The organism is Kitasatospora sp. NPDC048296, from assembly GCF_043201815.1.
GTDB lineage: Bacteria > Actinomycetota > Actinomycetes > Streptomycetales > Streptomycetaceae > Kitasatospora.
This window is the reverse complement of sequence record NZ_JBICZB010000034.1, coordinates 61,994-80,223: the sequence shown is the minus strand read 5'-3', so window position 1 is coordinate 80,223 and position 18,230 is coordinate 61,994. Positions and strand designations below refer to the sequence as shown.

Genomic DNA, 18,230 nt, shown 5'->3' with positions numbered 1-18,230 from the left:
CCCCCCACCCCCCCCCCCCCACCCCCCACCCCCCCCCCCCCACCCCCCACCCCCCACCCCCTTGCCCGCCGCCGCTTCGGCTCAGCCGAAGCGGCGGCGTTGCTTCCAACCTCTGAGGCCCGCGCTGATGGACGTATGGACGTAAGGAATTGGAAGGCCCGCGCCCCAGGGAACTGGGGCGCGGGCCGAAGAATGAAGACGCCTCTGCCGTCGGTAGGGGCAGAAACGAGGTAACCCCAGGTGAGATGCTCAGTGAGCAGGGTCTACCGGGGCGAAGTAGTCACGGAGCATCTCCGTCGTCCACGCGGGTTGGCGCACTTCTCCGCGTGGGCCGAACTCCTCGAACCAGGGCTTCACTTCGAGGACTGGCGTGCCTTCGATGGCGTCTAGGTCCTCGACGTGCAGGTCGAGTCCGTCGACCTTGACGAGTCGGCAGCGGGAGGACCCGAGCCAGTTGATGCGCCGCATGTTCCGGTGGCCGAACACGCCGACCTCGGGCCAGTCCGGGTTGTCCCGGGGGCGGCGCGCGCCGAAGTTCAGGTCGGCCGGGTCGGTCTTGTGGAACCGGAAGATCACGTCGAGGTGGGAGAACTCCTCCAGCCCCTTCGTCGCGTCGAGCGGAAACCTGTCGCCGTCGAGCCGGATGATGGCACGCGTCCCTCCCCAATAGTCGTCGGTCGGTTCCGTACGGCCTCCCACAACATGCCCGAGCGCTTCCACGCTGAAGATCTCACCCACGTGCTTCCCCTCCTGTGAACGGACCGCGCCAGGACGGCGGGTCAGATGGTGGCTGCCAGGTATTCGGCGGCGATCCTGTCGACGGCGTCGATGGCCTGCACCTTCCGTCCGCGATAGGGCGACAGCGCACTGCGGATACTTAAGGCGATGTCGCGGGTACGGGCGGAGCGGACCGTCTGCATGGCGTCGAGCGACCGGGACCAGATCGTGCAGGCTTCCTCGATCGAGTGTTGCCGGGCCTTCACGAGGCCCAGGTAACCGAGGGTCACCGCGTGAGTCCTGGTGAATGAAGAGGCCTTACGCGTCGCCACGCTGCGCTCGAACTCCTTCGCCGCACCTTCCAAGTCGCCGAGGTCGCGGAGCGCCGACGCTGTCTCATGCGCCAGGGAAGCCTCGCCGAAGAAGAACACCCGGGCCGGTTCGTCGTCGCCGGGCGAGGCCGCGGACAGATCGCGCTCGGCCTGAAGAAGCGCGGCGTTCGCCTCCGCGGCGCGCCCCGCAGCGGCGAGAGCGCGTGCGTGGACGACGCCGAGCAGGGACCGTTCGCGAGGGCTGGCGAGCCGGTACCGGCTGCCGGCCATGGATGCCTCGGCGACCGTGACGGCATGGTGCGGCTTTCGGAGGTCGACTGCCTGGTGGGCCATGGCACGCAGGACGTGGCCGGCCATCGCGGGGTCGTCGGCCTCGGCCGCCAGCTTCACGGCGACGGTGTAGTAGTGCTGGGCGGTGGGGTGCTCGCCGTTGTCGAACGCCGTCCACCCTGCCAGGTAGGCGAGTTCGGATGCTGCGGAGAACATGTCCCGCCGAATCTGGTCGGAGGAGAAGGTGCCCTGGAGGAACTCTCCGACGTCCGTGAGGAGGTACTGTGCGACCGCCGTGCGCCCGTGTCCGCCGCCACGGCGCTGGTCGAGCTGGGAGAACAGCCCTGCCATCTCTCGGACGGCGTCCACATCGGCCTGACCGGCGCGGCGTTGTGTGATGCCGCGACTCTCCGTTCGGGCCATGTGGTCCCACCAACTGTCGGGAGGGATATTCAGCGCTCCGAGAGAGTACGTGAGCGTGCGGAGGAGCTGTCTGCGTTCCACGTCAACGTCGATCCGTCCAAGAGCTGCCAGGGCTCTCAGCGTATCCAAACCCCAGTCGCGTAGATCCGGTTGCTCGTCTCCGAACCCCATCGTTGACAGGGTGACGTCACGGTTCAGCCAGGTGGTGAGCACCTGCGCGAGGTACTGCGGGATGTTCCCGGAGGGCACGACGCCTTGGCGGACCCACTGAGTGACGGATGCCCGGCTCGGTCGTGCCGGATCATTGCGGCTGGCCGCGACGGCGCACAAAGCCCGGGCGAGGGCTTCGTTCGGTCGGCCTGTTTCCCGGATGAGCTGGCCCAGCCGTTCATTGGGCTGGCGGGTACGCCCCATGGGGGTCTCCTGGCGATGCCGTTTAACCGGCTTAACAGCGGAAGGTAGCCAGCACCTTACTCCCAGCCAACTTGGGCGGTTTGCTGTTCGTGCAAGGCCGTCATAGGCCGCACTGCGAATGTTCCGTCATGTTCGGGCAGCAGTAGGGACGTTCTCCCGACAGCCCGGACCCCGAGTGAGTGAGGCGTCCGCATGGAGCCTGGATCACACATCATCACGACGAGGTTCCCCGCTGAACGGGAACGGATCGGCGAGCTCCGCTGCTGGGCCCGGACGGCCGTGCCGCTGTTGGGTCTCGGCTTGGACGGCCGGCAGCGCGGTGACGTGCTGGACGACGTGGAGCTCATCCTGTCCGAACTCGGCACCAACGCTGTCCTGCACGGATGCGGCGGCGACCAGCCGGACCTGAGACTGACCGCCTCTCTGGCGTATGCCCCGGGTGTGCTGCGAGTGTCCGTGACCGACCCGGGCGGCGGCAGGCCCGAGTTCCGGTCGGTGAGTGACGAGGCGACCTGTGGACGCGGCCTGAGGCTGGTCATGGGGGTCGTGTCTCGGTTCGGTGTCGAAAGCCTTACCGAGGGTGGCAAGGAGATCTGGTCCGAGATCGAGCTGCCCGATCCGGTCCGGCCGGCGGCCGCCGTGGTCGAACGGATCGGGCAGTGGAGCGGGATGCTGCGCTCGGACACCGCCGCGCGGGAGCTCCGGCCCCGGCTGCCCAGAGCGGGGAAGAGCGGTCCGCTCTTCCCGGCACGGACCGGACCGGCCGGCCGCCCCGTCCATTCGCTCACTCCGCACCCGAGGATCGCGCCGTGAGCGTCGGAGCGCGCACCGGGACGCTACTCAAGACCACCACCCCGGCCCGCAGGCTGGACGTCGCGGCCTCCTTCGAGGCCCTGACACAGGCCTGTGCTGTCACGGCCGCCGACGTGCGGCGGGCCGAGCTGGTCAGCGACAGCCCGAACCACCTCTGGTCGTTGCCCGCCTCGCGCGCACTCGCCATCGTGCACTCCGGCCCGGACGAGGCCCGGGCGCTCATCAAGGGCGCGCACTTCCTTCGGCAGCAGCATGTCGCCGTGACCTCCCCCTGGAGCGCGGATGTCCACGTGTCCGCAGACGGCAGGGCCGTGACCTTCTGGCAGGATCCTGGGAAGCCGAGCCCCGACACGTCCCTGTCCGCATGGGTGACCGCCCTCGTACACCGGATCGATCTGAGGATGGTTCCGTGGCTCACTGAGCATGACCCGTTCGGCAGACTACTGGACGGTTTGGACGACGCTCCGCTGAACGATGCGGCCCGCTGGTTCTTGCGTGAGCGCGCGGCCCAGTTGCGTGAGGAGTGGGACGACCTCGACTGGCCGACACCGGACGCCGTCATCCTCGGTGCCCTCCGCATGGTCCCCTGTCACGACGACGGAGTCCACGTCGGGCTCCTGCTGCGCCGTCCGCTCCAATGCGGTCACCGGGAGTGGGACTTGGTCGCCGCCCGCTGGCGCTCCGAGCAGCTCATCGGCTCGCGCGAGGACCACAGGACCTACGCCGACACCTACCTCTCGTACGAGGACCAACCCCTGGAGCGCCCCTACATCGGCGCCTGGTCCGGCTACCAGGTCGTGCGCGACCTCATCGTGCTCACCGAGGTGATGGAGACGGTGCGCCGCGCTCACCTCGACGCCCACTCCCGCCGGCAGGCCGCCCACCGAGTGGCGTGCCTGCGTGGAGCCCACCGAGTCCCCTGGAACTGGGGGCAGCGATGAACCGACCAAGGAATGGAGTTCGTATGGAAGTGAGTCGAGGAGCCTTCGTCACCCTCGACGGTCTCAGCGCGAGCGGGAAGACCACCGTCGCCCCGCTGGTCGCCGCGTTCGTCAACGGCGTTCACCTTACGGACGGGGCATTGCCGACGTTCCCCCGCATGCGGGCGGAAGTCGACGCCGCCGGCATCCTGTCGGCGCGGTTCCATTGGTGGATGATGGCCAACCACATCAAGTCCGAGAAGGCCCGGGCGCTCGTTGAGGCCGGTCGAACAGTGGTGGTCGAGTCCTACTTCCCGCGCACCATCGCCACGCACAGGGCGATGGGGCACGACTGCGTACCGGAGTACCCGAGCGAGGCCCTCGTTCCGGACGTGCCGATCCTCCTGGGAGTGGACGAACGCGTCCGTCAAGAGCGGCTCCATCGGCGCTCCGAACGAGGGATGCTGACGTACTGGCACCAGCGGGAGGAGCCGAACGTGGCGGAAAGCTCCCGCGTGTACCGGGAGTTCGGTCTGCTGCCGGTGGACGGCACCGACCGCACGCCCGAGGAGGTGGCACGGGGCATCGCCGATATCGTGCGCGCGCATGCCCGTACCGCATTGAGGAAGGAAACTCCCCATGACCACGACTGAGTTCGAGGCGAAGATCCTCAACATCGAGCCGGAGACGATGCGTGCTCGCCTGGCCGAAGCCAGCGCCGAGCACCTGCGTGACCGATTCCAGCGCCGCTATGTCTATGACATCCCCGGCCGACCGGGTGCGTGGGTCCGGCTGCGTGACACCGGTTCCGACGTCACCCTGTGCGTCAAGGAGATCCACTCCGACGCGATCGACGGCGTCACTGAGACGGAGACGAGCGTCGGCGACTTCGACGCCATGAACACGCTCCTCGGCAAGCTCGGCTACCAGCCGAAGGCGTACCAGGAGAACCGCCGGTCCTCCTGGACGCTGGGCGGCGCGGCCATCGAGATCGACCACTGGCCGCTGATCCCCCCGTACCTGGAGATCGAGGGCGACAGCGCCGAACACGTCCACGCGACCGCGCTCGCGCTGAAGCTCCCCTTGGAGGAGCTGACCAGCGAGAACACGACCAAGGTCTACCGCCGGTACGGGATCGATATCGAGGCGATCCCCCGGCTCACGTTCGAGTGACAGGAGACGAACCTTGTCAGCAACCAACCGTCCGGCGGTCAGGGTCGTCCGCGACAGGACCATCCGCATCAAGGTGATCGACGACTGCGGATTGGCCTGCACGTTCTGCCACAACGAGGGAACGCCCGTCACCGCCGACCACCGAGGCCGCACCGAGCTGCCCTTCGCGGCCGGTCCGGGCAGGACCGGCCGCGTATCGATCTACAGCGAGACGAACGGCGTCGCCTTCCTCGCCGCGAGGATGGCGCCGGACCTGCCGTTCCGGCGGGCGGTGCGAACCGTGGCGAGGGCGTTCGACGCCGACGAGGTGCACCTCACGGGCGGCGAACCCACCCTCCACACGGAGGTGTCCGCACTGGTCGCCTCGCTCACCGGCATGGGCCTGAGCGTCGGCATGACCAGCAACGGGGAGCGCGGACGGCAGGTGATGGCGGAGTGCTCGGCGGCTGGTCTCAACCGGGTCAACGTCTCGGTCTTCGGCACCACCGCCGAAGAACTCCGGGCTGTTCAGTCCGAGCGTTTCAGGTCGGCTGGTCTGGCCGAGACGAAGATCCGCGCGGCAGAGCAGACGATCCGGGCCGCAGTCTCCAACGGCGTGAAGGTCTCGGTGAACATCGTCGTTCCCGGAATGGCCCACGTGGGCCGGGTCGTCAACCTGGTCGAGTCGTTCGGCCAGTTCGCGGACGTGCGGATGCTCACCAGCATTCAGGACGGGCCGGAGTCGGTCGCGGCGATCTCCGCAGTGCTGGCTCGTGTCGGTGCGGAACCGGTGCTTCGGACGTTCACCGCCGGTACCTCCGATGAGCGCACCCTGTACCGGGCGCTCGGCAGCCGGGCCGTCTACGTCAAGCGACTGCTGCCCGTGCGGCTCCCCGACACCTGCGCCTCGTGTCGATTCAACAACGACACGGACTGCGAGGAGGGCTACTACGGTATCCGCCTCTACCTCACCGATCAGGGGGAGTACATGGTGGGTGTCTGCATCCAGCGGATGGACCTCTGCGTTCCCGTGGCCGAGCTGCCGAAGAGCGGAATTGTGGAAGAGGTGCAGGCCTTCAAGGACGCCGAAGTTCGGAGGCTGACAAGCGAGTACGGTGCCGCTGCTTGACCGGGGCGGAGCGCGGTGGGTGTCGCCGACCGCCAGAGGGCTGGGCTCGCCAACACCCTGATCATGTCGATGGACAGGTGGCTGCATAGGAAGTCGATACGGCCGACTTCGTGCACGGGAAGGGGCAGACGGGAGTGCTCTGCTGAAGCCTTTCGAGACTTCACTCACCCGTACGAACATCCGGGTGCCGGCTGCGTCATCGGGCGTCCGCGAAGTGCGGCGAGCGCACTATGGGCTGACGATGGCCGAGGGGGTCAAAGGGGCGGTCGAAAGGGCGAAATCCCACCGCCTCAACCCATGATCATCTGCAGAAAGGGCAAGTCATGACGTCAGTCGCAGAAGGCACTGCGGAAACGAAGACGGCCGAAGCCCAGGAGGAGTCCGCCATCCCGCTCCTGCTCGCGACCCTGCTGGCCCGGCGCGGGGAGCACAGCGAGGAAGGCGAAAGCATCATCGAGCACCCGCTCCTGCTGGCTGCTCTGGCCCGCCGCCGTCACGAGGAGGGTGGCGAGTCCCTCTTCGAGCACCCGCTCCTGCTGGCTGCTCTGGCCCGCCGCCGTCACGAGGAGGGTGGCGAAAGCATGATCGAGCACCCGCTCCTGCTGGCCGCCCTCATGCGCCGCCGCCGCAGGGAGGGTGGCGAAAGCATCATCGAGCACCCCCTCGTACTGGCCGCCCTCATGCGCCGCCGCCGCGAGGAGGGTGGCGAAAGCATCATCGAGCACCCCCTCGTACTGGCCGCTCTCATGCGCCGCTAGGAAGCACCGCGAAAAGGGTCCTGCACTCCTGCGGCCGTACCGGTCGGCCCGGGAGTGCGGGCCCTGCCCCGTCAACCCGAGTATCCGAGGAGAGCAGCATGCCAGCCGAGTCCGGCGAAGGGCCAGAACGGGATCCCGTGCAGGCATTTGTCGATGAAGCGTTCGAGGAAATGATGCGGGAGATGGGGATCCCGCAGAAAACCGCAAAAAAATACGGCAAGGACCCACTCGTGGCGGCCCTGATCGAGTCTGCCGTGGCGACCATGGCTCAGCCGGCATCCCCCCAGGTGTCAGAACTCGAGCGGATGCTGTTCGCCCAGGCCCTCGCCACTGCGCTGGCGGAAGCTCTCGCACCCGTGCTCGCGGAGTCCCTCTCCGCCGAGATCGTAAAGGTTCTGAACCGTCGCCTCGATCCCAAAGCCGGCAGCACGGAGTCGGCCACTCGCCACAGCGGCCGCAGTGCGGGTCAAGGAACCAGCGCCACGCCGCAAGGCACGTCGCCAACCCAATCCCCATGACCTTCGATACCGAGTCTCGGGTGGCGACGGCGGAGGCGGACAAGCCAAGAACCCGCCGTCGTGTGATGCCGGACCCCGGGCCCGCGCGTCGTCGCGACGTGCGGGCCCTTCCTCACGTTCAGCGCGCGGTCAGGGCCTCCAGGACGCGGTCGAGGGAGGTGCCGAGGCCCCAGCGGGTGGAGAGGTGTTCGAGGGTCATCGGGTCGAGCGGCTCCTGGGGGAGGGCCGGGTCGAAGTCGGGCAGCGGGGCGTCCTGGGCCACCCGGACGACGGTGGGGGCGACGTCGAGGTAGGGGGCGCCCTCGACGATGTTGCGGCGGCGGGCCGGGGTGAGCTTGGAACCCACGTCCAGCGCCGCGGCGCGGATGGCCGCGAGGTCGCCGTACTCGTTGATCAGCTGGGCGGCGGTCTTCTCGCCGATGCCCTTGACGCCGGGCAGGCCGTCGGACGGGTCGCCGCGCAGGGCGGCCATGTCGGCGTACTGGGCGCCGCGCACGCCGTACTTCTCCAGCAGCAGCGCGTCGTCGGTGACCTGCAGGTTGCCCATGCCCTTGACCGGGTAGAGGACGGTGATCCGCCGGGCGTCGTCGACCAGCTGGAACAGGTCGCGGTCGCCGGTGACGATCTGCACCGGGCCCTCGGCGCGGGCGGTGAGGGTGCCGATCACGTCGTCGGCCTCGTAGCCGGGGGAGCCGACCCGGGCGATGCCGAGGGCATCGAGCACCTGCTCGATCACCGGGACCTGCGGGGCCAGCGTGTCGGGCACCTCCTCCTCGCCGTCCTCGGCGGCTTCGGCGACCCGGTGGGTCTTGTAGGAGGGAACGAGGTCCACCCGCCACTGGGGGCGCCAGTCGGCGTCCATGCAGGCGACGAGTTCGTCGGGGCGGTGGTCGTGGACCAGCCGGGCGATGAAGTCCAGCAGGCCGCGGACGGCGTTGACCGGCTCACCCTGCGGGGAGCGCAGGGTGTCCGGTACGCCGAAGTAGGCCCGGAAGTACAGGCTGGCGGAGTCGAGCAGCATCAGTCGCGGTGCGGTCACGTGTCAGATCATGCCGCACCGCGACGACGAAGAGCGGTCTCAGTGCTCGTGCGGGCCGGCGCGGTGCACCGGGCCGTGCGCGTCGGCGCAGTGTTCGGCGGCCGAATCGCCCGGGGCGGCGATCTGGAGCAGCGCGCCCGCATCGTCCTCGCCGACGTGGTCGACCTGGAGGGTGCTGTGGGTGATGCCGTACTCCTCGGCCAGCCGGCGCTGCAGCGAGCGCCGGACGGCGTGGCAGTCGCCGCCGGGGGTGACCAGGATGTGGGCGGACAGGGCCGGCTGGTTGGAGGTGATCTCCCAGATGTGCAGGTCGTGGATCTCCTCGACCAGCGGCTCGGCGACCAGTCGGTCGGCCACCGTGTCCGGGTCGATCCCGGCGGGGGCGGCCTCCAGGAAGATCCGTCCGGAGTCGCGGACCAGCCCGATGCCGGCCTTGAGCATCAGCGCGACCACGATCAGCGAGGCGATCGCGTCGGCCCGGGCGAAGCCGGTGGTCAGCATGATCGCACCGGCGACGGCGGTGGCGATGAAGGCGTACAGGTCGGTGAGGACGTGCTGGAAGGCGCCCTCGACGTTCAGCGAGCTGCGGTTGGCCTTCGACATGCACCAGGCGGCGGCCAGGTTGACCACGATCCCGATCAGCGCGGTGATCAGCACCAGCGAGCCGGTGACCGCGGGCGGCTCGATCAGCCGGGTGATCGCCTCGTAACCCAGCCAGGCCGACAGCACCAGCAGCGTCACGCCGTTGGCCTGCGCGGAGAGGATCTCGGCGCGCTTGAGCCCGTAGGTGTAGCCGCCGCGGGCCGGGCGGGCGGCGAGTCGCATGGCGACCAGGGCCAGCACGATCGAGGCGGCGTCGGTGAGCATGTGCGCCGCGTCGGAGATCAGGGCCAGCGACTGGGCGGCGAAGCCGACCACGACTTCGCCGGCCATGAAGACGACGATCAGGGCGAGGGCGCTGACCAGCCAGCGGCGGTCGGCGTCGGCGGAGACGCCGTGCGAATGGCCGCCGTGGCCACCGTGTCCGTGTCCGCCATGTCCGTGCCCGTGCCCGTGCCCGCCGTGTCCGTGCCCGTGCCCGTGCCCGCCGTGTCCGTGCGAGTTCTGGTGGTCATGCGCATGATCATTGTGGGAACGCTCGTGCCCGGCCATCGAAGTCCTCTCTGGACGCACGGGTGGAGGTGACGCGGTGCGATCGCCCCGCACTCGAAGTGAACCGCAGAATCGACAAAGATCCAAAGGCTGTACTGGTGACCGTTGTCGTTGCCGTTCAGTCGGCACCCGATTGCCGCTCACATGCCTCGCGTCGGCCCGGCCCGTGGGCGGGTTGCCCGCGGCATGTGCCCAGGTCAGGGCCGCGATCTGCGGTCACCTGAACGGGTGAGGCGAGCTTGCGCGGCCATGTGCCGGTCCGCGACGATCACGGCCCGTGAAGATCGCTACCGCGGACTCCCTCCGCTGGCTCTCCGAACTCGAACCGACCGCCGAAGAGTTGATGAGCCGCCATCTCGCGACGTCCCGCGAGTGGTTCCCGCACCAGTACGTCCCCTGGAGCCTCGGCCGGGACTTCGACGGCCCGCTCGGCGGCGAGCCCTGGCACCCGGAGCAGTCCGCGCTCGCCCCGGCCGTGTGCTCCGCCCTGGTCGTCAACCTGCTGACCGAGGACAACCTGCCCGGCTACCACTGGATCACCGCCAGCCGGACCTCCCGGGACGGCGCCTGGGGCGCCTGGCTGCACCAGTGGACCGCCGAGGAGGACCGGCACGCCGCCGCCCTCCGCGGCTATCTGCACGCCGCCCGCGCCGTCGACCCGGTCGCCCTGGAACGCGCCCGGATGGTCCACCTCGGCACCGGCGGGGTCCCCGAGCCCGACGGACCCCTCGGCGTGATCGCCTACGCCGCCGTCCAGGAACTCGCCACCCGGGTCAGCCACCGCAACACCGGGCGGCTCAGCGGCGACCCGGTCTGCGAACGGCTGGTCGCCCGGATCGCCCAGGACGAGAACCTGCACATGATCTTCTACCGGGAACTCCTGAGCACCGCCCTGGAGTTGGACGCCGACCAGGTGCTCGAAACGCTCGACGCCACGATCCGCGACTTCGCCATGCCGGGCCAGGCCATGCCCGGCTTCGGCCGGATGGCCGCCGAGATCGCGGTGGCCGGCGTCTACGACCTGCGGGTGCACCACGACGAGGTGCTCGTCCCGCTGCTGCGCGCCCTCAAGGTGAACGACCTGACCGGGCTCGGTCCCGCCGGGGAGCGGGCCCGCGACCGGATCACCGCACACGTCGAGTGGACCGACGCCCGGGCCGCCCGCTTCGTCGAACGCCGCGCCCAGGCCCTCGCCGTCCGCGCCCGCCGGGCCGGCGCCTCCCAGGACCCCACGAACAGGACCCCCATGACCATCACCACGGCCGGCACCAGCGCCGCCGACATCGCGTTCCACTACGACCTGGGCAACGACTTCTACGCCCTCTGGCTGGACGAGACCCTCGCCTACACCGCCGCCAAGTGGGACGGCATCCCACGCGGGGAACCGGACGCCACCGCACTGCTCCGCGCCCAGCGGGCCAAGCTCGACCACCACCTCGACCTGGTCGGCGCCCGCCCCGGTGACGGCCTGCGGCTGCTCGACGTCGGCTGCGGCTGGGGCGCCATGCTGGAGCACGCGGGCCGCGACAGCCGGATCGGCGAGGCCGTCGGGCTGACCATCTCCGCCGCCCAGTACGACTACCTCACCGCCCGCGCCCTGCCCGGCGCCGAACCCCGGCTGGAGAGCTGGGAGGACCACGTCCCCGCGCGGCCGTACGACGCCATCGTCTCGATGGGCGCCTTCGAGCACTTCGCCACCGCCGGGATGACCAGGGCCGAGCGGCTCGGCGGCTACGCCCGCTACTTCGAGGCCTGCCACCGCTGGCTGCGCCCCGGCGGCCGGATGTCCCTGCAGACCATCGCCTACGACGGCGCCTACGACGGCACCGGCCCGATCGGCGAGTTCGTCGGCAGCGACGTCTTCCCGAGCGCCAAGCTGCCCCGGCTGACCGAGATCGCCGCCGCCTGCGACCCGTACTTCTCGGTGGTCGTCCTCACCGCCTCGGCCGAGGACTACGTCCGCACCCTCGCCTCCTGGTCGGCCCGGCTGCTGCGGGCCCGCGAGCGGGCCGAGCGGCTGGTCGGCCCCGAGGGCTACCGGCGGTACCGGCGCTATCTGCGGGCCAGCGAGGTGACGTTCCTGCGCGGCGGCGCCACGCTGTACCGGATCGGCTTCCGGCGGCGCGACGAGCCGCTGCGGCTGCCGGCCTGAGGCCGCAGTGCTCACCGAGAAGCGGGCCTGGGCGGCGGTCGCGGTGGTCTGCGCCGCGCTCTTCCTGCTCGGCCTGGACTTCACCGTGCTCAACGTGGCCGTCCCCGGCCTGCGCGCCGACCTCGGACCGACCCTCGCCGAGACCCAGTGGATCGTGGACGGCTACGCCCTCGCCCTCGGCGGCTGCGTGCTGGCCGGCGGCGCGCTGGGGGACCGGTACGGGCGGCGGCGGGCCTTCCTCGCCGGGCTGGCCCTGTGCGGCGCGGCCTCCGTCGCCGGGGCGCTCGGTACCGGGCCCGCCCAACTGGTCGCCGCCCGCTGCGGGATGGGGCTCGGCGCGGCCCTGTTCATGCCCGCCACCCTGTCCACCGTGGTGCACGTGCTGCGCGAACCGGCCGCCCGGAAGCGGGCGATCGGGATCTGGGCGGCGGTGGCCGGGGTCGGCGCGGTGTTCGGCCCGGTGGCCGGCGGCCTGCTGGTCGAACGGTTCGGCTGGCAGTCGGCCTTCTGGCTCAACGTCCCGGTCATCGCGGCGATCGCCGCGGCGGCCCTGCTCGCCGTCCCCGAGTCCCGCGCCCCCGAGGCCCGGCCGCTGGACCGGCCCGGCGCGCTGCTGTCCTGCGCGGGGCTGCTCGCGCTGGTCTGGGGCGTCATCGAGGCGCCCGGCCGGGGCTGGACCAGCCCCGCCGTGCTCACCTCGTTCGCTCTCGCCGCACTGCTGCTGGCGGCCTTCGTCCGGCGCCAACTCCGGTGCGATGAACCGATGGTGCCGGTCCGGCTGCTGCGCGGCGGACCGGTCTGGCCGGCCACCTGCGCGCTCGCGCTGATGTCCTTCGCGATGTTCGGGGCGATGTTCCTGCTCACCCTCTACCTCCAGCAGGTGCGGGGCCTGAGCGCCTGGCAGGCCGGGCTGCGGATGGTCCCGCTCTCCCTCGGTCTCGCCACCGGCGCGCTCCTCGGGCCCTTGCTGGCACGGCCGTTGGGTGCCCGGGTGCCCTCGGCCGGCGGGCTGCTGCTGATCGCTGCCGGATTCGTCCAACTCGGGCGGCTGGCCGCCGGATCGGGGGACGGGCCGGTGCTGCTCTTCGAGGGGCTGTCCGGACTCGGCGCCGGACTGCTCGCCCCGGTCGCCACCGAGGTGGTGATGAGCGCCGTCCCGGTCACCGCCGCGGGCGTCGGCTCGGCACTCAACGACGCGACCCGGCAGGTCGGTTCGACCCTCGGCGTGGCCGTCCTCGGCTCCGTCCTGGCCACCTCGCTCACCGGCGCCGCCCCCGGCGACCCGACCGCCTTCACCGACGGCCTGGCGGCGGCCGCAGTCGTCGGCGGGGCGGCCGCCCTGCTCGGCGTCGTCCTCGCCTGGACCCGACTGCCCCGGCGGCCCGCCACCGCGGTCCTCCACCGCGATCCGCCATCGCAGGCCTCGAAGCACCCAATTCCCTGAGCTGAAAGGAAACTTCGCCATGCCCAGCACCTACGAGACGATCCGCGCCTGTCTGGTCGACGAGTTCGACGTGTCCCCGGCCGTGGTCACCCCCGACGCCACCCTCGCCTCGCTCGCCCTGGACAGCCTCGCCCTGGTCGAACTCTCCCTGGTGGTCGAGGAGCGGATCGGCGTCACCGTCGCCGACATCACCCCGGACCGCACCCTCGGTGAACTCGCCGCCCACGCGGACGCCACCCTGGCCGAGGAATCGGCCAGTTGAGCCCGCTGAGTCAGCTGAGCCCGCGCGCGGTCGCCGTCACCGGACTCGGCCTGGTCACCCCGGCGGGCACCGGGGCGGACGCCGTCTGGGAACACTTCCTCGGCGCCGAACCCACCGCCCGTCCCGACCCCGAACTCGCCGGCCTCACCGTCGACTTCTCCTGCCCGCTGGCCGACTTCGACCCGCCCGCCCTGCTCGGGGGGCGGCTCGCCCGGCGCCTCGACCGCTTCAGCCAGATGGCCGTGGTCGCCGCCCGCCAGGCCGTCGCCGACGCCGGGCTCGACCCGGCGCACTGGGACGGCGCCCGGGTCGGCGTCGTCCTCGGCGTCAGTGCCAACAGCGTGCACACCTACGCCACCGAGTACGCCCGGCTCGCCGAAGGCCGGGCCGACCAGGTCTCCCCGCTGATGCTGCCCCGCTCCATCCCCAACATGGCGGCCGGTGAAGTCAGCCTCGACCTCGGCGCCCGCGGCCCCGGCCTGATCGTCAGCACCGCCTGCGCCTCCGGCACCAGCGCCGTCGCCCTCGGCTGCGACCTGATCCGGGCCGGCACCTGCGACCTCGTCCTGGCCGGCGGCACCGACAGCCCCCGCACCCCGATGACCTGCGTCGCCTTCGACCGCCTCGGCGCGCTCTCCCGCCGCCGGCACGACCCGGCGGGCGCCTCCCGCCCCTTCGACGCCGACCGGGACGGCTTCGTCCTCGGCGAGGGGGCGGGCATCCTGCTGCTGGAACACCCCCGGCACGCCCGCGCCCGCGGCGCCCGCCCCCGGGCGTACCTCGCCGGACACGGCGCCGCCGGCGATGCCCACCACTTCACCGCCCCGCACCCCGGCGGCGAGGGCCTGGCCCGGGCCGTCCGGGCGGCCCTCGCCGACGCCGGGCTGGCACCCCACGAGATCGGGCACGTCAACGCGCACGGCACCGGCACCACGCTCAACGACCCGGCCGAGGCGGCGGCCTTGCGGCAGGTCTTCCACCGGCCGCCGCCGGTCACCGCCAACAAGAGCGTGATCGGCCACACCATGGGCGCGGCCGGGGCCATCGAGGCGGCGCTGACGGTGCTCGCGCTGCAGCACCGACTGGTCCCGCCCACCGCCAACCTCGACCGGCCCGACGCCGCCGTCGACCTCGACGTGGTCACCAAGGCGCCGCGACCGGTCGACGTCCCCACCGCCCTGTCCGTCTCCAGCGGCTTCGGCGGGCAGAACGCCGCCGTCGTCCTCACCGCCGCCTGACCCCGGAGGACCCCCACCATGCGTCGCCCCGCCCTCCGGCTCGCCCGGCTGTACCTGCACCTGCTGGCCCACCGGCCGCCCACCGACTGGAGTGTCCCGGTCGCCGACGGCCGGTACGCCCCGGCCGAACCGGCCCCCGAGGACCACCCGCTCACCCTGCTGATGCTCGGCGACTCGCTCGCCCGGGGCTTCGGTGCCCACCGCCCCGACCAGACCCTCGGGGCCCTGCTCGCCACCGGCCTCGCCGAGGGCACCGGCCGGCCCGTCGACCTGCGCGTCCACGCCCGGGTCGGCGCCACCACGGCGGCCGTCGGACGCCAACTCCTGCGCGCCGACCGGCTGCGGCCCGGCATCGCCGTCCTGATCGTCGGCGGCAACGACGTCCTGCTGCCCACCCCGCTCGGCCGCGCCGCCCGCCGGCACGCCCACCTCGCCCGGTCCCTCCGGGAAGCCGGCTGGCAACTCGTCGTTGTTCCCTGCCCCAACCCCGGCTACGGCCCCGGCTTCCGCACCCCCGCCCGCTGGCTCGGCCACCACCGCTCCCGCCGCCTCGCCCGCTTCCACATCCGCACCGCCACCCGCACCGGCGCCCACCTCGCCCCCACCTCCGGCCCCGAGTTCCGCGACCAGGCCGACCGCCTCCTCGGGCCCGACGGCATCCACCCCTCGCCCGACGGCTACGCCACCCACGCCACGCGGATGCTCCCCGTCCTCCTCGCGGCCGCCGAGCACCTCCCGTCCCCGGTCTCGACCCTTCAGGCCTGAACGTGAAGTTCCCCGCACCCCGGCAGGGGCGCGGGGAACTGCGCGGGGCAACAGGCCGCGTCCCGAATCCCGCCTTCCCCACAGTCAGTTGCAGGCCCCGCCCGAGCTCAGCCCAGTGCCACCGCGTCGAGCGCCGCCGGGTCGAACGCCGCCGCGGTGGCGGCCCGTACCAGGGCCGCCATCACCCGCAGGTCGTCCCCCTGCTCCGGATGCCACTGCACCCCGACCGTGAACCCCGGTCCCTCCACCGCCTCCACCGTCCCGTCCGGCGCGAGTGCGCTCACCCGCAGGCCCGTCCCCAGCCGGTCCACCGCCTGGTGGTGGAAGGTCGGGACCGAGAGCTCGCTCTCCGGCAGCAGCCCGCCGAGCAGCGTCCCCGGCACCGGGCGCACCAGGTGTGCGCCGTAGTGCCCCGGTGTGCCCGCGTGGATGTCCACGTCGAGTACGTCCGGCAGGTGCTGCACCAGCGTCCCGCCGCAGACCACGTTCAGCACCTGCATCCCCCGGCAGATCCCGAGCACCGGCATCCCGGCCGCCAGGGCGCCCCGCAGCAGCGCGACCTCCCAGGCGTCCCGCTCCGGCGAGTCGACCTCCGTCAGCGGGTGCGCCGGCTCGCCGTAGTACGCCGGGTCGATGTCCGGCCCGCCGGCGATGACCAGGCCGTCCAGCCGGGCGAGCACCTCGGGGGCGCGTTCGGGGGCGTCGGGCGGCAGGAGGACGGCGGTCCCGCCGGAGTTCCGGACGTACGCGGTGTACCGCTCGGGCACCAGGGCGACCCGGCGGCCCCGCCAGTCGCTCCAACTCGCGTCCACCAGGTAGGTGCTGACGCCGATCAAAGGCCTGCGATCCATGGCGCGCATTCTCCTCCCGCACCGGCTGATCCCTTGCCAAGCACGCATATCGGCGCGCCACACCCATCCGCCCTCTTCCGCCCCGCGAGCCGCAGGCCGTACGGTTCGCTGTGACCGCTTGAATTCAAAGAGTGATCGATGGGGAGGGTTCCGCCATGCCCGAGAACGCCGCCGCGGGCTCGCCGCCCCGGCCGCCGCTGACCCTGGACGAGCTGCGCACCCTGGTGGACGCCGGCGAGGTGCACACCGTGGCGCTCTCGTTCACCGACATGCAGGGCCGGCTGCAGGGCAAGCGTTTCGCCGCCCGGTTCTTCCTCGACGAGGTCGCCGAGAAGGGCGCCGAGGCCTGCGACTACCTGCTGGCCGTGGACGTGGACCTGAACACCGTGGACGGCTACGCCTTCTCCTCCTGGGCCACCGGCTACGGCGACTTCGCGATGCGCCCCGACCTCGGCACCCTGCGGCTGACCCCGTGGCAGCCCGGCACCGCCCAGGTCACCGCCGACCTGGCCCGGCACGGCGGCCACCCGGTGGACGCCGCCCCGCGCCAGCTGCTGCGCCGGCAGATCGCCCGGCTCGCCGAGTACGGCCTGGCCGCCGACATCGGCACCGAGCTGGAGTTCCTGGTGTTCCGCGACACCTACGAGCAGGCCTGGCTCGGCGGCTACCGCGGCCTGACCCCGGCGAACCTGTACAACGTGGACTACTCGATGCTGGGCACCGCCCGGATCGAGCCGCTGCTGTCCCGGATCCGCAACGAGATGGCGGGCGCCGGGCTGACCGTCGAGTCCGCGAAGGGCGAGTGCAACCTCGGTCAGCACGAGATCGCCTTCCGCTACACCGACGCCCTCACCACCTGCGACCAGCACAGCGTCTACAAGACCGGCGCCAAGGAGATCGCCGCCCAACAGGGCTGCGCGCTCACCTTCATGGCCAAGTACGACGAGCGCGAGGGCAACAGCTGCCACATCCACCTGTCGCTGCGCGACGCGGTGGGCGCGCCCGCCTTCGCCGACCGCGACGGCCGGATGACCGACACCATGCGGCACTTCCTGGCCGGACAGCTCCTCGCGCTGCGCGAGTTCAGCCTGCTGTACGCGCCGAACATCAACTCCTACAAGCGCTACCGCCCCGGTTCCTTCGCCCCGACCGCCGTCGCCTGGGGCCGGGACAACCGCACCTGCGCCTACCGGGTGGTCGGCCACGGCCCGGGGCTGCGGATGGAGAACCGGGTGCCCGGCGGCGACGTCAACCCGTACCTCGCGGTGGCCGGCATGATCGCCGCCGGTCTGTACGGCCTGCAGCACAAGCTCGACCTGCCCGCGCCCTGCCTGGGCAACGCCTACGCGGTGGAGGAGTACGCCCGGGTGCCCGGATCGCTGCGCGAGGCGGCCGAGTTGTGGGCGGAGAGCGAGCTGGCCCGGTCGGCCTTCGGTGACGACGTGGTCGAGCACTACCTGAACATGGCCCGGGTCGAGCAGGCCGCCTACGACGGGGCCGTCACCGACTGGGAGCGCTACCGATCCTTCGAACGGATGTGAGCCGTCGTGACCGAGCCGACCGGCGGCACCGGGTCGACCAGCAGCACCGTCCGCAACCCCGCCATCGGTGAGGTGCTCGCCACCGTCCCGGACACCACCGCCGAGCAGCTGGACGCGGCCGTCCAGCGGGCGGTGAAGGCCCAGGCGGGCTGGGCGGCGCCGGCGCCCGGTGAACGCGCCAGGCTGCTGCGCCGGTTCGCCGACCGGGTCGAGGTGCACATCCCCGAACTGGAGGCCCTTCGGCGGCTTCGGTGAGTCCGGGGTGGGCCGCGAGCTGAGGCCGGACGTGCTGCGCCACTTCACCGAGACCAAGAACGTCTTCATTCACAGCGAGGAGTAG

General features: G+C 71.6%; 20 protein-coding genes. 14 read left to right on the top strand and 6 right to left on the bottom strand.

Translation table 11 applies throughout. From position 1 onward, the window contains the following. Nucleotides 1–249: 249 nt before the first annotated feature. Nucleotides 250–738, bottom strand: coding sequence for a TrmO family methyltransferase (locus ACGF12_RS21235; RefSeq protein ID WP_393032070.1), 489 nt, complete (start codon nt 736–738; stop codon nt 250–252). Between the two features lie 41 nt (nt 739–779). After that, a complete protein-coding gene (locus ACGF12_RS21230) occupies nt 780–2,156 on the bottom strand; it encodes a Tat pathway signal protein (RefSeq protein ID WP_393032067.1) in 1,377 nt (458 codons plus the stop codon). Between the two features lie 192 nt (nt 2,157–2,348). Here ACGF12_RS21230 and ACGF12_RS21225 point away from each other — a divergent pair, with 192 nt between their 5' ends. The 5 genes from ACGF12_RS21225 to ACGF12_RS21205 are packed head-to-tail and all read left to right on the top strand — an operon-like array spanning nt 2,349 to nt 6,170. Further along, nucleotides 2,349–2,969 (top strand): ATP-binding protein, encoded by a 621-nt coding sequence (locus ACGF12_RS21225; protein WP_393032064.1) that lies wholly within the window; start codon nt 2,349–2,351, stop codon nt 2,967–2,969. Continuing rightward, nucleotides 2,966–3,910, top strand: a complete 945-nt coding sequence (locus tag ACGF12_RS21220) for a hypothetical protein (RefSeq protein WP_393032061.1) — start codon at nt 2,966–2,968, stop codon at nt 3,908–3,910. The genes ACGF12_RS21225 and ACGF12_RS21220 overlap by 4 nt, the downstream gene beginning before the upstream one ends. A 23-nt stretch (nt 3,911–3,933) precedes the next feature. After that, nucleotides 3,934–4,542: a hypothetical protein gene (locus ACGF12_RS21215; protein ID WP_393032058.1), complete on the top strand. Its 609-nt coding sequence runs from the start codon at nt 3,934–3,936 to the stop codon at nt 4,540–4,542. After that, entirely contained in the window at nt 4,529–5,062 is a 534-nt protein-coding gene (locus ACGF12_RS21210; protein ID WP_393032055.1) for a class IV adenylate cyclase, read from the top strand. Before ACGF12_RS21215 ends, ACGF12_RS21210 begins: the two co-directional genes overlap by 14 nt. Nucleotides 5,063–5,075: 13 nt before the next feature. Then, on the top strand, nt 5,076–6,170 hold the full coding sequence (locus tag ACGF12_RS21205) for a radical SAM protein (protein WP_393032052.1): 1,095 nt from the start codon (nt 5,076–5,078) through the stop codon (nt 6,168–6,170). 329 nt (nt 6,171–6,499) lie between these two features. Here ACGF12_RS21205 and ACGF12_RS21200 read toward each other — a convergent pair whose 3' ends face one another. Further along, entirely contained in the window at nt 6,500–6,895 is a 396-nt protein-coding gene (locus ACGF12_RS21200) for a hypothetical protein (RefSeq protein WP_393032049.1), read from the bottom strand. A gap of 131 nt (nt 6,896–7,026) precedes the next feature. Between ACGF12_RS21200 and ACGF12_RS21195 the strand changes: the two genes are divergently transcribed. Beyond that, nucleotides 7,027–7,446, top strand: a complete 420-nt coding sequence (locus ACGF12_RS21195; RefSeq protein WP_393032046.1) for a hypothetical protein — start codon at nt 7,027–7,029, stop codon at nt 7,444–7,446. Nucleotides 7,447–7,564: 118 nt separating this feature from the next. On the opposite strand, the gene ACGF12_RS21190 is transcribed toward ACGF12_RS21195, so the two are convergent. Then, nucleotides 7,565–8,467, bottom strand: coding sequence for a 5'-3' exonuclease H3TH domain-containing protein (locus tag ACGF12_RS21190; protein ID WP_393032085.1), 903 nt, complete (start codon nt 8,465–8,467; stop codon nt 7,565–7,567). Nucleotides 8,468–8,524: 57 nt separating this feature from the next. After that, complete coding sequence (locus ACGF12_RS21185; protein ID WP_393032043.1) at nt 8,525–9,637, bottom strand: cation diffusion facilitator family transporter; 1,113 nt, start codon at nt 9,635–9,637, stop codon at nt 8,525–8,527. 277 nt (nt 9,638–9,914) lie between these two features. Here ACGF12_RS21185 and ACGF12_RS21180 point away from each other — a divergent pair, with 277 nt between their 5' ends. The 5 genes from ACGF12_RS21180 to ACGF12_RS21160 are packed head-to-tail and all read left to right on the top strand — an operon-like array spanning nt 9,915 to nt 15,498. Next, nucleotides 9,915–11,789, top strand: a complete 1,875-nt coding sequence (locus ACGF12_RS21180) for an acyl-ACP desaturase (protein ID WP_393032040.1) — start codon at nt 9,915–9,917, stop codon at nt 11,787–11,789. 7 nt (nt 11,790–11,796) lie between these two features. After that, nucleotides 11,797–13,233: an MFS transporter gene (locus tag ACGF12_RS21175; RefSeq protein WP_393032037.1), complete on the top strand. Its 1,437-nt coding sequence runs from the start codon at nt 11,797–11,799 to the stop codon at nt 13,231–13,233. A 19-nt stretch (nt 13,234–13,252) separates the two neighbouring features. Continuing rightward, entirely contained in the window at nt 13,253–13,495 is a 243-nt protein-coding gene (locus ACGF12_RS21170) for an acyl carrier protein (RefSeq protein WP_393032034.1), read from the top strand. After that, a complete protein-coding gene (locus ACGF12_RS21165) occupies nt 13,492–14,733 on the top strand; it encodes a beta-ketoacyl-[acyl-carrier-protein] synthase family protein (RefSeq protein WP_393032031.1) in 1,242 nt (413 codons plus the stop codon). The genes ACGF12_RS21170 and ACGF12_RS21165 overlap by 4 nt, the downstream gene beginning before the upstream one ends. An 18-nt stretch (nt 14,734–14,751) precedes the next feature. Then, on the top strand, nt 14,752–15,498 hold the full coding sequence (locus tag ACGF12_RS21160; RefSeq protein ID WP_393032028.1) for an SGNH/GDSL hydrolase family protein: 747 nt from the start codon (nt 14,752–14,754) through the stop codon (nt 15,496–15,498). 107 nt (nt 15,499–15,605) lie between these two features. On the opposite strand, the gene ACGF12_RS21155 is transcribed toward ACGF12_RS21160, so the two are convergent. Continuing rightward, a complete protein-coding gene (locus ACGF12_RS21155; RefSeq protein WP_393032025.1) occupies nt 15,606–16,349 on the bottom strand; it encodes a gamma-glutamyl-gamma-aminobutyrate hydrolase family protein in 744 nt (247 codons plus the stop codon). 155 nt (nt 16,350–16,504) lie between these two features. On the opposite strand from ACGF12_RS21155, the gene ACGF12_RS21150 reads away from it, so the two are divergent. Genes ACGF12_RS21150 through ACGF12_RS21140 form a run of 3 tightly spaced genes read left to right on the top strand, consistent with a single transcriptional unit; the run spans nt 16,505 to nt 18,230 of the window. After that, entirely contained in the window at nt 16,505–17,890 is a 1,386-nt protein-coding gene (locus ACGF12_RS21150; protein WP_393032022.1) for a glutamine synthetase family protein, read from the top strand. A 6-nt stretch (nt 17,891–17,896) separates the two neighbouring features. Next, the gene (locus ACGF12_RS21145; RefSeq protein WP_393032019.1) at nt 17,897–18,145 is read left to right on the top strand and encodes an aldehyde dehydrogenase family protein; all 249 of its coding nucleotides are present in this window, start codon (nt 17,897–17,899) and stop codon (nt 18,143–18,145) included. A gap of 7 nt (nt 18,146–18,152) precedes the next feature. Beyond that, nucleotides 18,153–18,230: a hypothetical protein gene (locus tag ACGF12_RS21140; protein WP_393032082.1), complete on the top strand. Its 78-nt coding sequence runs from the start codon at nt 18,153–18,155 to the stop codon at nt 18,228–18,230.

Coding starts and splice junctions, on each gene's coding strand:
- ACGF12_RS21210 (WP_393032055.1), top strand. CDS start 4,529: ATGACCACGACTGAGTTCGAGGCGAAGATCCTCAACATCGAGCCGGAG.
- ACGF12_RS21215 (WP_393032058.1), top strand. CDS start 3,934: ATGGAAGTGAGTCGAGGAGCCTTCGTCACCCTCGACGGTCTCAGCGCG.
- ACGF12_RS21155 (WP_393032025.1), bottom strand. CDS start 16,349: ATGGATCGCAGGCCTTTGATCGGCGTCAGCACCTACCTGGTGGACGCG.
- ACGF12_RS21190 (WP_393032085.1), bottom strand. CDS start 8,467: ATGCTGCTCGACTCCGCCAGCCTGTACTTCCGGGCCTACTTCGGCGTA.
- ACGF12_RS21230 (WP_393032067.1), bottom strand. CDS start 2,156: ATGGGGCGTACCCGCCAGCCCAATGAACGGCTGGGCCAGCTCATCCGG.
- ACGF12_RS21170 (WP_393032034.1), top strand. CDS start 13,253: ATGCCCAGCACCTACGAGACGATCCGCGCCTGTCTGGTCGACGAGTTC.
- ACGF12_RS21225 (WP_393032064.1), top strand. CDS start 2,349: ATGGAGCCTGGATCACACATCATCACGACGAGGTTCCCCGCTGAACGG.
- ACGF12_RS21160 (WP_393032028.1), top strand. CDS start 14,752: ATGCGTCGCCCCGCCCTCCGGCTCGCCCGGCTGTACCTGCACCTGCTG.
- ACGF12_RS21150 (WP_393032022.1), top strand. CDS start 16,505: ATGCCCGAGAACGCCGCCGCGGGCTCGCCGCCCCGGCCGCCGCTGACC.
- ACGF12_RS21185 (WP_393032043.1), bottom strand. CDS start 9,637: ATGGCCGGGCACGAGCGTTCCCACAATGATCATGCGCATGACCACCAG.
- ACGF12_RS21195 (WP_393032046.1), top strand. CDS start 7,027: ATGCCAGCCGAGTCCGGCGAAGGGCCAGAACGGGATCCCGTGCAGGCA.